This is a genomic window from Dyadobacter sp. NIV53, assembly GCF_019711195.1.
GTDB lineage: Bacteria > Bacteroidota > Bacteroidia > Cytophagales > Spirosomataceae > Dyadobacter.
This window is the reverse complement of the sequence record NZ_CP081299.1, coordinates 545,955-560,189: the sequence shown is the minus strand read 5'-3', so window position 1 is coordinate 560,189 and position 14,235 is coordinate 545,955. Positions and strand designations below refer to the sequence as shown.

Genomic DNA, 14,235 nt, shown 5'->3' with positions numbered 1-14,235 from the left:
GTCAAAAAAATTTAAAATTTTTTTGACAAAGCTGAATTTCCTGCACATAACGTATATCTTAAATTTTGTAACCCTTCTGATTATTCTACATGGTAAGATCATTTCGATACATTAATTTTTAATTAAAACAAATCCAAATAATCTTAAATTATTACCTTTGTTAAGAATGATTCAAATTAAAAATTAGAAGGATACATATGAAAAAATTTATTTTACCAGTTTTAATGCTCGGATTCCTGGCATCATGCGACTCTGACGATGACGATATAACAAAAGTGGATCCGCTTCGCCAGCAGGTCGTAGAAAACTATGCAGGCCTTGCTCTGGCAAATTATCAGGATGCCACTACACTTGCAAAAGCATTACAAACCCAGGTGAATGCATTTGTTTTAAATCCAACTGCACAAGGTTTGGCTGATTGTAAAACGGCATGGCTCAAAAGCCGCGTTCCTTATCTGCAGACAGAAGCTTTTCGTTTTTATGATGGCCCGATTGATAATGCTGCTGATAATTTTGAAGGGCTGATCAATGCATGGCCACTTGACGAATCCTACATTGACTATGTGGCTGCCAAAACAAATGCCGGTGCAGATACCATTTTAAATTTGGGAGTGATCAACGATCTGACTGGTTATCCGGCAATTACTGAAGCTGTTTTGCTGAGCGATAATGAGAAAAATGGAGATACTGATGTAAAAGTTGGTTTTCATGCCATTGAGTTTTTGCTATGGGGACAGGATCTTTATGCAGATAGCCCGGGTAAACGCGCATACACGGATTATGTAGTTGGTGGTACCGGTTTAAATCAGGCAAGAAGAGGCCAGTACCTGAAAATTGTAACCGATTTATTGGTAAAAGATCTAGAAGCTGTAACAGCACAATGGGGAACGACAGGCGCTTATCGCGTTGATTTCACTTCTTCTGCAAACGTGGATAATTCTTTAATGAATATACTGAACGGGATGGGCAAACTGACAAAAGGTGAACTTTCCGGCGAACGTATGACAGTATTACTCGAAAACAAGGATCAGGAAGATGAACATTCCTGTTTTTCAGACAATACAAAAAATGACTTTATATATGATGAAGCCGGCATATACAATGTGTATGTTGGAAAATATACGCGTACTGACGGTACAGTTTTCGATGGCCCTGGGCTAGACGATCTGGTGAAAGCGAAAGACGCAGCCGTAAATACGGCCATGATTGCAAAACTGGATGCATCAGTTGCAGCTATCAATGCCATTCCTGCTCCGGTTGATCAGTCGGTAACAACAAGCCCGGATTTATTTAAAGCTGCTATTACTGCCTTACGTACCCAAGCCGACCAGCTTACTGTTGCTGCAAATGCGATTGGTGTTAGTCTGACTATTCCTGAAAGTAATTAAAAGGTACTTTTGTACCGGGTAAAGAAGCCAGCATTAATTGAAAGATGTTTGCTTATTGAAAAAAAGAAGTCAACTTTTTAAAAGTTGACTTCTTTCCCTATCAGAAAATCAGGAAGACGACGAAATAAAAAATTAATAATATTGCCAGTGAATATCAGTTACAAGCGTTTAATCTCACTTTTCATTTGGATTGCGGGAATGGCGTTTTTTAGTCAGTGTAATTCTCCTGATGTGGAATCCGAAGTCGTAACAGATACGGATGAGGCTTATTCAGGAGGGAAGGATGGTACTGTTTTCGACCAGACAGCCAATGCATTCGGAAATTCCCTGCTTGGGCTGACCACCGATGAAGTGGACCAGTTTGTGATTGGGAATTCCTTTAACAGAAATAACTGGGTTACAGCTCCTTCGTCAACCAGTGCAAGGGATGGATTAGGGCCGTTTTTTAATGCAACTTCCTGTTCTGCCTGCCATTTTCAGGATGGGAAAGGAATGCCTGTTAATACAGATCAGTCTGTAACGTCTTCTTTATTATTCCGCTTGTCTGTCCCGGGAAAAGGGCAACATGGCGAGCCGATCCATGATCCCAATTATGGTGAACAGTTTAATCCGCGTGCAATTATCGGCGTTGTAGCAGAAGGTGATGTGGCTGTGAATTACCAGGAAGTACCGGGTAGTTACCCGGATGGCAAAAGTTTTTCAATAAGAAAACCAACCTATATTTTTTCAAATCTGAAATACGGGCCAATGTCGGGCACCTTGATCTCTCCCAGGATTTCAACACTAATGTCGGGTACCGGCCACCTGGAAGCTGTATCAGAAACTACCATTTTGTCATTTGCAGATGTGAATGATCAGAACGGGGATGGTATTTCGGGAAGGCCCAACTATGTCTGGGATTTCAAAACACAAAAAAAGTAATCGGCCGTTTTGGCTGGAAGGCAAACCAGTCTACGGTAGAACAGCAAACAGCTGCTGCTTTTAATGGTGATCTTAGTATAACCTCTTCCTTGTTTCAAAGTGAAAACTTTACCGAAGGGCAAAAAACAAAGTATGGTACTTTATCAAATGGAGGTTCACCAGAAATTGAAGATAAAATATTTCAGGATGTAGTGTTCTATATCAAAGCGTTAGCCGTTCCTGGTCGAAGAAACTGGGCAGACAAAGAGGTAGTTAACGGAAAAACACTGTTTCTGCAAGCTAACTGTTCGGGCTGTCATATTGCAAAAATGGTAACCGGAAAATCCGATTCTCCGTCCTATCTTTCTGCGCAAACAATCCGTCCATACACCGATCTGCTTTTGCATGATATGGGAGATGGACTCGCTGACAACCGCCCTGATTATGAAGCAACTGGTACTGAATGGCGTACGGCACCGCTATGGGGAATTGGTTTGGTGAAAACCGTGAATAAACACACCACTTTACTGCACGACGGGCGTGCAAGAAATACGGAAGAAGCTATTTTGTGGCACGGTGGAGAAGCAGAAAAATCGAAACAGGTTTTTATGAACTTTTCTAGATCTGACCGTGATGCGCTGCTTAAATTTATTGATTCCTTATAGTAAGACCAAAAAGAATATGTTCAAAAAAATAATTTATTTCCTTTCCATAAATGCCATTATAATGGCGTGTTCTTCAAAGGATAATCCTGATCCGGCGGATAGCACAGACCGTGTCGCCATGTTGACTAATGTAGGGAATAACATTATTATTCCCTCTTTTGAAGCATTTCTGGCCAATTCCAAGACTTTGACAGTTGCAGCAGATGCGTATACTGCTGATGTTCAGAGTGAACAAAAACTTTCGGCATTGCAGGCCGCCTGGCTTAATACAGCTAAAGCCTGGAAAATGGCCTCCTTATTTACACAAGGACCAATTGAGAATGATTTTCTTTCATCAGGTATTTATTTTACCCCAACAAACTATACCAGTATTGAAAAGGCAATAAGCCAGCCAACTGCGCCCATTAACAATGCCTATATAGAAGGCCTTGGTGCCAATGTAAAAGGAATTCCGACTATTGAATATATCATTTTTAATAGCAGTGGTAACGCGGCGGTCATATCCGGTTTTAGTGGCGCAGGCGCAACAAACAGGATAGCATATCTGAAAGCGCTTTGTGTTAATCTTGAAACACAATCAACGACAATCCTGTCAAAATGGAAAGCAGATGGAGATAATTACCTGAAAACTTTCATTACCGCTGATGGTAGGGATATCAATTCGTCTTTTGGTATGCTTTCCAATAAAATGATTGATTTGATTTATACTATTAAAGATGAACGTCTGGGAGCGCCGCTTGGAAAAAGAAACAGCGGAACACCACAGCCTGGCCTGGTTGATGCCCCGTTTAGCAATGCGTCAATGGTTCTCATGAAGGCTGAACTGCAATCCATTGAGAATACATTTAACGGAACAAGCCTGAGTGGAGCCAGCGGTGCAGGTTTTGACGATATTCTGGATAATGCCGGGGCTAAGTCAGGCAGTGAGTTGCTGAGTACCAGGATCAAAAATCAGTTTGCCCTGGTGCATACTAAACTGGACCTGATCACATCGCCACTGAGCACAGCCGTTACAAGTCAAACCAGCCTGGTAAGTGCCGCGTACGACGAAGTGAAGAAATTGCAGGTAATGATGGAGGTGGACATGATCAATAACCTGGGTGTGCTGCTGACTTTCAGTGACAATGACGGAGACTAAATATGTTGAAAGTTAAGCGTTAAGAGTGGAAAGTATGTTTGCAAATAAACTTAGTTTGGAAGGAAGTAAACTTGTTGGAAGTGAATCACTTGCTTTCTTTCGGATTGTATTTGGACTCCTGCTTTTTGTGTCTGAAATGCGGTTTATCCTTCGTGGCTGGATTACTGATTTTTACGTCAAACCCCAATTTTTTTTCCGTTTTACGGCTTTGAATGGCTAAGTCCATTGCCTGATCCTTACATGCACTGGGTATTTTATTTGCTTGTTATCCTTTCGCTTCTGATCACTTTCGGGTTGTTCTGCCGCTTTGCAATTATTTCCTTTTTTTGCTTTTTACTTATGTTGAACTGCTTGACAAAAGTGTTTATCTGAACCATTATTATCAGGTCAGTTTACTGGCATTGCTGATGTGTTTTTTGCCTATGAACGGAAGTTTTTCTTTGGATAACTACATCTTCAAGTCCAGCCGTTTAAGCAGAATTCCTTACTGGATGTTATGGGCTTTGCGCATACAGGTTGGATTGGTTTACTTTTTCGGTGGAATTGCCAAACTTCGTTACGACTGGCTTTTTGAAGCGCAGCCTTTACGTATATGGTTGTCAGCTAATCAGGATTTTCCCCTTATCGGATCCTTATTGTCCGAAGCCTGGGTAGCTTTTTTATTAAGCTGGTTTGCGTTGTTTTTTGATCTTGGCGCACCCTTTTTATTAAGTTTCAGTAAAACCAGGATTTACATGTACGGCATCATTGTACTATTTCACATCATGACTCATTTCCTGTTTTTTATCGGGATGTTTCCATGGATGATGATCTGTACGGCGCTCATTTTTTTCCCTGCATCTTTCCATCAACAAGTATTGAACTTTCTGTTTGGAAAATGGAGGAATTTTCAGGTTTCAACCATACTGCCAATCCGTAGTTATGCTAAAACAATCGCATTTTTAGTGTTGTTTTTTTCCTTCAGCTACTGATGCCTTTTCGGAGTCATTTGTATGCGGGCAATGTACTCTGGCATGAGCAGGGTTTCCGCTTTTCGTGGAATATTATGCTGATGGAAAAAAATGCTTCTTTGGAATATGAAGTTAAAGTGATGGAAACAGGCAAACAATTTACGGTAAAACCAGCTCAGTTTCTGACCAGAATTCAGGCCAGGCAATGTAGTTTTCAGCCAGATATGATCATACAGTTTGCGCATATGCTCCACGACCATTATGTCAAATCGGGGGTAGGAGAAACTGAAATCCGGGCTGTTTGTTACGCTTCTGTAAATGGCCACCAAAGTAATTTATTAATTGATCCTGAGGTAGATCTTGCCAAGGAACAAGACAGTTTTACCGCTAAAAAATGGATTACAACATGGAAAAACTAAGTGTAAAATCTTAATTCAATTTAATTAGACATACGTGGGAAAAAATATTTTACAAAAAGGAATTGCATCTTTTGTTCTCATTTTGATTCATGCTTTGCTGGCAACAGTATCTGCTCAAAATATAGTGGTTTCGGGGAAAATTACTGATTCTGGCAACTATGGTATTCCCTACGCCCGGATTCTTGTAAAAAGCTCGAAACTAAGTTTTGTGGCGGATTCATTGGGCCAATATTCATTTGAACATAAACCTGGCAAACATACTTTTATAGTTTCTTCTCTTGGTTATGCTTCTGTTAATCAGATCGTTGAAATTTCAGAAACAGATTTGTCGGTTGATTTTGTATTAAGCTCCGTCACCCGGCAGTTGAAAGAACTTGACGTGATTGATCAGAAACAGGATATTAACGGACTGCGCCGGCTGGCTGATGTTGAAAATATGGCGATATATGCTGGTAAGAAAAATGAAGTTATTGTTTTACAGGGACTTAATGCAAATTTAGCGACCAACAATGCACGCCAGATATATGCACGTGTTCCGGGCGTGAACATTGTTGAAAATGATTCTTATGGAATTCAGCTGGGTGTTGCCACACGTGGTTTGAACCCAAACCGGACTACTGAATTTAATTCCCGGCAGAATGGCTACGATATTTCGGCAGACCCTATCGGTTATCCGGAAAGTTATTATACACCGCCGGCAGAAGCAATCAGCCGCATTGAAATTGTTCGTGGTGCTGCTTCATTGCAATATGGAACCCAGTTCGGGGGTTTGCTTAATTTCCAGTTTAGGAAAGGAAATTCTGATAAAAAATTCGAATTGGATAGTCGGCAGACGTTGGGCACTTATGGCCTTTTTAATTCTTTTAATGCCATAGGCGGACAAATTGGAAAGCTAAATTACTATGCATTTTACCAGCATAAACAAGGTGATGGCTGGCGGGACAATACTAATTTTAATCTCAATACCGGCTATGCCGCATTATCCTGGGATGTTGCGTCAAAACTGAAAATTGGTGCGGAACTGACCATGATGGATTATCTGATGAAACAACCGGGTGGCTTGACAGACGTACAGTTTGAAGAAAATCCAAGAGCCAGTTACCGGAATGGAAACTGGTTTAAGGCAAAATGGTTGATTCCTGCTTTTCACGCAGATTATCAGATCACGGAAAAAACCAAATTGAACCTGAGAACTTACGGGCTTATCGCACAGCGCGGTTCCATTGGTAATATCATTAATCCGCTGCGGGACAAAACGGATACGACAAACCGCAGGCAACTAACGTATGACCATTACAACAATTGGGGGACTGAAATCCGGTTACTTCACCGTTACAAACTGGCCGGAAAAGTTTCTTCCTTTTTAGCTGGTGCACGTTATTTTCAGGGAAATACCCATAAAATGCAGGGTTCTGGTTTTGAGGGAAAAGACGCTAATTTCAACTTTCCCGATTCGGAAAAAGTCGATGAATTTGATTATTTATTTCCATCGCATAATCTTGCCTTTTTTGCTGAAAATGTTTTGTGGTTGAATGAAAAATGGAGCATTACACCTGGTTTTCGATTGGAATATATCAATACAAATTCAAAAGGATACAGCGTAGCTGCCGAAACGAATGCCATTGTGGAAGGCAGGGAACAGAAAACGCGTTCATTTCCATTGTTCGGAATTGGGGTCAATCATGCTATTTCTCCTAAATCGGAAATCTATTTTAATATTTCCCAAAATTACAGCCCGGTTAATTATTCCGATATCCAGGTTCGTACACCAAACTTTCAGGTGGACCCCAATCTGAAAGATGTGACCGGGTTCAATGCTGATCTGGGATTCAGGGGACAATTTAAAAACTGGCTTAATTTCGACCTGAGTTCATATTATCTGGATTATAACAACCGTATCGGTATCATCCGGAAAGCAAGTGACGATGGTTTGGAAGTGATCCGTTATCGCACCAATGTGGGCAGGTCGAGAAGCAGAGGTGTGGAAGCTTACGGCGAAGTTAATTTCTTCCGTTTCGCAGGAATGTCTGAATCTACTGGTGATCTGTCATTTTTTGCCAGTGTTGCATACACCGATGCAGCTTATACCAAAGCGCTCAATCCATTGTTGACGACGCTCATTGTAGGCAAACAGGTAGAATTTGCGCCAAAAATGATTACACGCGCTGGCTTGACTTATAAAAAAGGTCGCTTTGGGACGACACTTCAGCTTGCATATACGAGTGAGCAGTATACCGATGCATACAATTCCCTGCATACCTCGGATGGCCTGGTAGGTGAGATCCTGGCTTATAAACTGGTTGATTGGACTGCCAATTATCAGTTGAAGAAATTGAGTTTCAGCCTGAGTGTGAATAACGTACTGAATGAAAAATATTTTACCAGAAGAGCTCTGGGTTTCCCTGGTCCCGGTATTATTCCAAGTGATGGTACAACGGCTTACCTGACAGTCGGCCTTAAATTATAAATGCCCGTCCAACATCTTTTCAGCGTTGAACGGGCAGGAAAAAAACATTTTGCTTAATCTATTTTTTAAAAGCTTTTTTCAGTTCGTCTGTGGCAAATGCCTGAGCATCTTTTGCTTCCGGAACCAAAGCTGACATGCCAAAAAATTCATGTGTCACACCTGAGAAAAGTTTGCTTTCAATTTTAACGCCGGCTGCCTTCAATTTTTCTCCCAATAATTCACCTTCACTTTGGAGCGGATCAATTTCTGCTAAAATAATCGTGGTATTCGGGAGCCCTTTCAGATTCGCATTGACCAAACTAATTCTTGGATCTTTTGCTTCTCCCATGTTATTCAGGTAGTTTTTTACAAACCATTCCATCATTGGTTTGTCCAGTGGTTTGGCCGCAGCATACTTTTGATATGATTCTGTATTCATATCAGAACCGGATACCGGGTATACCAGCAGCTGGTGTACCGGAATTGCAACCCCTTTGTCCCTAGCCATCATACTTACATTGGCGGCCAGGTTTCCACCTGCACTTTCCCCGGCAACGGCTATCATTTTAGGGTCACCTTTTAAGGATTCGACATTTTTCAGTGTCCACAGATAAGCTGCATAAGCATCTTCATGCGCAGTTGGGAATTTATGTTCGGGAGCCAGACGGTAGGCAACAGAAACCACAACGGCACCTGTCTGTTCGGCTAGTCCCCTGGCAGATGCATCATAAACATCCAAATCAGCAATCACAAAACCACCGCCATGGAAATAAACGATCACAGGAAATGACGCCGAACCGGTTTTTGGTGTATAAATTCTTGCATGAATGTTGCCGCCTTTTACCGGAATTTTTTTCCGGTTGTGTCGACCATCGGCGCAGGGACCGGAATATTATTTTCCTTGATCAAATCCATCACAGCGTTAGTCGGAGTATGGTTTTTCCGGGCTTCTTGTGCAGTAAGATTTGGAATAGGCGCATCCTTGTAGCTCATCAGTTTTTCTATAACTGCCTGCATTTCAGGTTTTATATCTGGTGCCCAGGCCGGAGCTTCGCCCAATGGCTTCACAGATTTTATAGCAGCAGCTGTATCTTTTTCAGTTGTCAGCGAATCGGTTTGTGAGCCTTTATCCGAAGATCCGCCGCAAGCTGATAACAGGCCGCAGGCCAGTATACCAGCAAAAGCGCCCTTTAAATATTTAGAGGTCTTTGCCTGATTTTTTAATGATTTCAATTTCATACGTTGAATGTTAGTTTTTAGATTTTCAGGGATACCTACGTGAAATCTAATATTTAGGATGACCGGTTACATTGTTTAATTTAATTTCCTTACAGATGTATATCAAATTTGTTGTAAGCAGGTTCCCGATTCTGCCTTGCATATGAATATTGAGATGGAGAATTATTTACTGGAATAATTCTTGTAGTGTTTACACAAAAAGACATAAAAATTCTATACATTTATAAAATATTCGAATCTTATGAAAAAGTTAGTAACAGGCGCAGGTGTTTTTTTATTGGTTACATCTGCAACGGTATTTGCACAGTCCAATACCAATACAACAAAGTCTACAACTACAAGTACCCAGAGTGTAACTCCTGTACAACCCGGCAGCAGTCAGCAAAACAATGACTCTCAAAGTACCGGAACTACTGAGAATACAACGCAGTCGCAGGGGAACAGCGCACAGGGAACGTCCGCTTGGCCAATGGCAACAGGCACTGCGGGTAGCACAACGCAGGCTCCGGCTGGTGACACCTTAAAAAATAAAAATCAGGCAGGCAATGTAAATTCAACACAAAAGGCCGATACACAAGGAAGTTCGAATCTGTCACAAAGCCCATCGACTAGTGAAAATACTACGCAAACGCAATCGCAGGGGAATAGTTCGCAAGGTACTTCCGCTTGGCCGCTGGCAACGGGCACTGCGGGAAGCGCAACACAGGCTCCGGATAGCAGCAATGTTTCCGCAACACAATCCGGCAGCACTAATGACAAGAAAGTAAAAGGTTCTAAAAAAATGAACAGTAAGAAACCAGATGGTCAAAAATAGTTTTATTAATATAAAATCTTACTATTTAATGTTCCCTTGTCCGGTCAGTTTTACATAAAACGACCGGATTTTTTTGTCAGATTTTGGGATTCTTTAACACTAATTCGAAATTTATTATTTGTAAAATTCTTTCCTAAATTCAGGAAATATATGAGGCTTGTGCATATTTTGATTTCGGAATCAAAAAATCTTCTTCAAAATAATTGGATGACACCATTGGGAACATTGGTCAATAGGTGTTTCTATTTGTAATTTCAATCTGCATTAATATCCCCAACTTTTCCATTCTGAATCAAACATTAAAAGCATGGTATAGTTTTGTTAACTGACAAATATTTCATCTCAAAATGATAGACAAAACAATGAATGGAATAACCAATATTGCCGGAGGACTGGCAGGAGCTGTTGCGCTTAATATTTTACATGAAAGTATTAAACACCTTGACCATAATGCGCCAAGAGTGGATTTGGTAGGAGAGGAAGCGTTAACAAAAATTGCAAAAGGTGTTGGGGTACAGCCACTTCAAGGAAACGCTTTATATGCCGCTACACTGGCAGGAGACATATTAAGCAATGCATTATATTACAGTTTAATAGGTATGGGCAAAAAGAAACATCTGCTTTTACGCGGTGCTGGTTATGGTTTGGTCGCCGGAGCAGGTGCCTTGACGCTAACCAAACCGATGGGATTAAGTGATGCTCCTGTAACCAGAACAGACAAGACAAAAATACTGACGGTTGCCTGGTACCTTTTCGGTGGATTGGTAACTGCACTTACAATCAAAGAGTTGAGAAAGCATTTAAAATAAATCAGGAAAACCAATTGATAAATGGATCATAATAAGCCAGCATTGGTATATGCAGGGACGAGCGGGCTGGTACTTCCTGTACCCAACAAACAAATGTACCCGCCGGAATTTCAGGATAAGAGCAGACTGGCTTATTATGCTTCGTTATTTAACAGTATTGAAATAAACAGTTCGTTTTATAAAGTCCCGATGGCAGCTACTGTGCAGAAATGGGCTGAAAGCGTTCCGGATGAATTTCGGTTTACTTTCAAATTATGGAGGGAAATTACACATGCAAAAGGCCTTACTTTTAAAGCCGAAGATGTGGATCGTTTTATCCGGACAATAGATCTGGCTGGTAACAAGAAGGGTTGCCTGTTGGTACAGTTTCCCCCAAGTCTTAAAATCAATAAAATCGGGCAACTGGAAAAATTATTAATTGATATCAATGAAGCTAACAGCGCCAGGCAATGGAAGGTGTTTCTGGAATTCCGGCATATAAGCTGGTATCATGAAGAAATGACCGACTTGCTAGGTGATTATAAAATGGATCTGGTAATTCATGATAAACCTTCATCCGCTACACCAATAATGGACACCAGAGAAAATATATACCTCAGATTTCACGGCCCGGATGGGGACTATAAAGGAAGTTATAGCGAGGATTTCCTGCACGAATATGCACAATACATACAGGACTGGAGTGCTGAGGGAAAAACGGTCTATGTATATTTTAACAACACAATGGGCGACGCAATTAAAAATTTACAGACTTTGAATAATTTCGTCACCCTACTAACTGCTTAATTAAAATTAGAATTTCATACTGATTTTTTCAAATATACATTGTCAAAACGTATAAGTCTGGAATAGTTATTTATCAACTGAATAATCTTAACAGTGATCATTTTATTCAACATTATAAAAATCAAAATGAAAAAGGTCATCATTAATGCAGGAATTATTTTTCTGATTTTATCAGGAGCTGCGTATGCACAAAGTACTACAATTTCGACAAATCCAAACGGAGCGTCTACTGATAAAAGCCAGGGAAGCACAGTAGGTAATAAAAAAACCACGGATGGAACCCATGATCCAAACAGCAAAACAAGTAATACAGCCTCACCAAAGGGAAGAGCTACAAATGCAGGTTCAAGGACTAATCCGGGTGGAGAAAGCGGAACGAAAGCCAGCATTGGCGGGGAAGCCGGAAACAATCCAAAAGGAGCATCGGCGGCAACAAATAAATCAACGAAACCCATAACCGGATCCGGAACCGGTAAGAATGTTGGTGGGAAATCTGATTCAAAGTCAGCCGGTTCTGCGGCTCCGTCTCGTGCTGCCGCAGGAGGAATTGGCCAAGGCGGTGCGGCTGTGGCTGATGGCAAGTTAAAACCAGGTGCCGTAGTTGTAGATAAACAAAAGGGAGCGTCAAATTATAAAGGTTCTGCTATAAAACCTGCAGAGGGTGTTAAAGACGGCAGCGGGTCAAGTGAGCGGAATACGAAAAATAAAACGGGCGTTACAGGTAATGAAAGCAACCGTGCTACCAAGAGGAACAACTAGTCAATCGTTAATTATTAAGGGTTACTTTAAAAAGAGCCAAATTTCTGATTTAGAGAAATTTGGCTCTTTTTCGTTTTTTTGCGTTACAATACAAGTGGATTCAGTTCTGATGCAGCCGGGCAATCCGGTGGTAAGCCTCCCAGCCAGCGCTGACGGTCGGCTTCCTGATGTTTGTTGACTGGCTCCGTAATTTCAGCATCCTCAGCCATAAAAATAATCGTCATTACTTCCCGCATAGTTTCCGTAGACTTGTTACCTGGAGCAGAATGCAAGGTCCAGCCATAATGCCAGGTAGCATCACCAGCCTTCATTGATTTTGACCTTGAAACTTTAAAGCCTTTCTCATTAATAAACCTTTCCAGAGTTGCTTCCGACTCATCAGAAATGGCCATATTTTCCACAAAACCACTTTGATGCGAGCCGGATGCAAAAGTGAGCATTCCCATTTCTTCGGTAATGTCAATGAGAGGCATCCACATGGTAACCGTTTTATTGGTGTTCAATGGCCAATAATACTGATCCTGATGCCAGGGAGTAAATCCTCCGCCGGGCTCTTTATACAAAGCCTGGTCATGATAGATCCTGACGTTTTCGACACCCAATAAATCGGCTGCAATTTTCCCGAAACGTTTCGCTAGTGTGAAATTTTTTACATGCTGATCAACTTCCCACAAATTTGTAATTTGTAAAAAAGCCTTTCCATATGTATCTCTTTCTTCCAGCTTACGTTTTTCGGTATTGAATTTTGTCGTCGCATCATTAATTATGCTTCGGTAATGCGACACCTCGTTTTGGTCGAGGATATTGGAGATTGTCACATGTCCATTCTTTCTGAAACTATCAATTTCATCAGCTGATAATGTTTTATAATCAGCCAATTCCGGATCAGTTAAAGTCGCTGGCATGTTTTAAGTTATGGTTTAGGAATAATCAGGTGCAAATTTCGGTCGTTTTACCAGCAGTAGTTAGGCTAAAAATGGATTTTTTATGGAGTATATTATCTATTTTTGAACAGATATGTTTTTTCTGAATAATATAAGCAATGATAAAAGCGCTTTTTGAAAATCTTAATCCACAATCCAATACTTCATTTCTTGTCAATACTTTTATTCTGGACAAGTTCACCGTTCCCTACCATTTTCATCCGGAATTTGAGCTTACACTGATTGTTAACGGAAATGGGAAAAGATATGTGGGTAAAAATATGGAAGATTTTAATTCCGGAGATCTGGTTTTTCTTGGCTCAGATTTACCACATTCCTGGAAATCTGATGAAATAGCTTTAAATAAGACCCCCGTAAAATCAATTGTTGTGCAGTTTGAGAAAAGCTTTCTTGGGCCGGAATTTTTTAGCCGGCCTGAATTGGTAAATATTTCCAATTTATTAAAATTGAGTGCCTGCGGAGTTAGATTTATCAATCAGACTGCTGTTGAAATAAATACTAAAATGGCGTTGCTGGCGCAGGAAGAAAACGGTTTTTGCAAGATGATTATGCTGCTTGATATTCTTGAAAATTTATCAGTATCAAAAGATTATATTTTACTGGATCTGGATGGTACCGTGGCCCGGCAATCTAATAATAACATAGAGCGGATAAATGCCTCCTTGGGATATATTGTGGATAATTTTCAGAACGAAATTTCACTGAATACCGTAGCCGCCATTGTTAATATGTCGCCCAATGCATTTTGTAAATATTTCAGGAGAATTACAAACAAGACATTTGTTGAAACCGTCATAGATTATCGCATCAATTTCGCCGTACAGCAGTTACTGGCTACGGATAAAGCAGTTGCTGAAATTGCCTTGGAAAGTGGTTTCGGCGATGTTTCACACTTTTATAAGTTGTTTAAAAGAAGAATGAAAATCAGTCCGCTGGGTTATAGAAAAAAATTTCTGACCGGTTTGTAAGCTTACTTGA

General features: G+C 40.7%; 15 protein-coding genes and 1 pseudogene. 13 read left to right on the top strand and 3 right to left on the bottom strand.

The annotated features are described in order from the left end of the window. Positions 1-197: 197 nt before the first annotated feature. The 8 genes and pseudogenes from KZC02_RS02230 (at position 198) to KZC02_RS02195 (ending at position 7,927) form a co-directional block, all read left to right on the top strand. On the top strand, positions 198-1,388 hold the full coding sequence (locus KZC02_RS02230; protein ID WP_221392606.1) for an imelysin family protein: 1,191 nt from the start codon (positions 198-200) through the stop codon (positions 1,386-1,388). A gap of 147 nt (positions 1,389-1,535) precedes the next feature. Continuing rightward, positions 1,536-2,309: a di-heme oxidoredictase family protein gene (locus tag KZC02_RS32415; RefSeq protein WP_221392605.1), complete on the top strand. Its 774-nt coding sequence runs from the start codon at positions 1,536-1,538 to the stop codon at positions 2,307-2,309. Continuing rightward, positions 2,282-2,953, top strand: coding sequence for a di-heme oxidoredictase family protein (locus KZC02_RS32410; RefSeq protein ID WP_221394917.1), 672 nt, complete (start codon positions 2,282-2,284; stop codon positions 2,951-2,953). Before KZC02_RS32415 ends, KZC02_RS32410 begins: the two co-directional genes overlap by 28 nt. 61 nt (positions 2,954-3,014) lie before the next feature. After that, positions 3,015-4,091, top strand: coding sequence for an imelysin family protein (locus KZC02_RS02215; protein WP_221392604.1), 1,077 nt, complete (start codon positions 3,015-3,017; stop codon positions 4,089-4,091). Between the two features lie 34 nt (positions 4,092-4,125). After that, the gene (locus KZC02_RS32405) at positions 4,126-4,311 is read left to right on the top strand and encodes an HTTM domain-containing protein (protein WP_221392603.1); all 186 of its coding nucleotides are present in this window, start codon (positions 4,126-4,128) and stop codon (positions 4,309-4,311) included. Positions 4,312-4,331: 20 nt separating this feature from the next. After that, positions 4,332-5,062, top strand: a pseudogene (locus tag KZC02_RS32400) (HTTM domain-containing protein). Next, complete coding sequence (locus KZC02_RS32395) at positions 5,062-5,460, top strand: HTTM domain-containing protein (RefSeq protein ID WP_221392601.1); 399 nt, start codon at positions 5,062-5,064, stop codon at positions 5,458-5,460. The pseudogene KZC02_RS32400 and the gene KZC02_RS32395 overlap by 1 nt, the downstream one beginning before the upstream one ends. A 34-nt stretch (positions 5,461-5,494) precedes the next feature. Then, a complete protein-coding gene (locus tag KZC02_RS02195) occupies positions 5,495-7,927 on the top strand; it encodes a carboxypeptidase-like regulatory domain-containing protein (RefSeq protein WP_221392600.1) in 2,433 nt (810 codons plus the stop codon). A 58-nt stretch (positions 7,928-7,985) separates the two neighbouring features. Here the strand turns inward: KZC02_RS02195 and KZC02_RS02190 are convergent, their stop codons facing one another. Together KZC02_RS02190 and KZC02_RS02185 are read right to left on the bottom strand one after the other, a co-directional pair. Next, positions 7,986-8,687 (bottom strand): alpha/beta hydrolase, encoded by a 702-nt coding sequence (locus tag KZC02_RS02190; protein WP_221392599.1) that lies wholly within the window; start codon positions 8,685-8,687, stop codon positions 7,986-7,988. Between the two features lie 59 nt (positions 8,688-8,746). Further along, positions 8,747-9,145 (bottom strand): hypothetical protein, encoded by a 399-nt coding sequence (locus tag KZC02_RS02185; RefSeq protein ID WP_221392598.1) that lies wholly within the window; start codon positions 9,143-9,145, stop codon positions 8,747-8,749. Between the two features lie 241 nt (positions 9,146-9,386). Between KZC02_RS02185 and KZC02_RS02180 the strand changes: the two genes are divergently transcribed. The 4 genes from KZC02_RS02180 to KZC02_RS02165 all read left to right on the top strand — a co-directional run bounded on the left by KZC02_RS02180 (position 9,387) and on the right by KZC02_RS02165 (position 12,313). Continuing rightward, positions 9,387-9,959 carry a hypothetical protein gene (locus KZC02_RS02180; protein WP_221392597.1) on the top strand — a complete coding sequence of 191 codons (573 nt, stop codon included), beginning with the start codon at positions 9,387-9,389 and terminating at the stop codon, positions 9,957-9,959. Between the two features lie 347 nt (positions 9,960-10,306). Further along, positions 10,307-10,768: a hypothetical protein gene (locus KZC02_RS02175; protein WP_229253961.1), complete on the top strand. Its 462-nt coding sequence runs from the start codon at positions 10,307-10,309 to the stop codon at positions 10,766-10,768. Positions 10,769-10,789: 21 nt separating this feature from the next. Continuing rightward, positions 10,790-11,554, top strand: coding sequence for a DUF72 domain-containing protein (locus tag KZC02_RS02170; protein WP_221392596.1), 765 nt, complete (start codon positions 10,790-10,792; stop codon positions 11,552-11,554). Positions 11,555-11,680: 126 nt separating this feature from the next. Further along, positions 11,681-12,313, top strand: coding sequence for a hypothetical protein (locus KZC02_RS02165; protein ID WP_221392595.1), 633 nt, complete (start codon positions 11,681-11,683; stop codon positions 12,311-12,313). 83 nt (positions 12,314-12,396) lie between these two features. Here the strand turns inward: KZC02_RS02165 and KZC02_RS02160 are convergent, their stop codons facing one another. Beyond that, a complete protein-coding gene (locus tag KZC02_RS02160) occupies positions 12,397-13,218 on the bottom strand; it encodes a phytanoyl-CoA dioxygenase family protein (protein WP_221392594.1) in 822 nt (273 codons plus the stop codon). Between the two features lie 137 nt (positions 13,219-13,355). Here KZC02_RS02160 and KZC02_RS02155 point away from each other — a divergent pair, with 137 nt between their 5' ends. Beyond that, entirely contained in the window at positions 13,356-14,225 is an 870-nt protein-coding gene (locus tag KZC02_RS02155; RefSeq protein ID WP_221392593.1) for an AraC family transcriptional regulator, read from the top strand. Positions 14,226-14,235 lie beyond the last annotated feature (10 nt).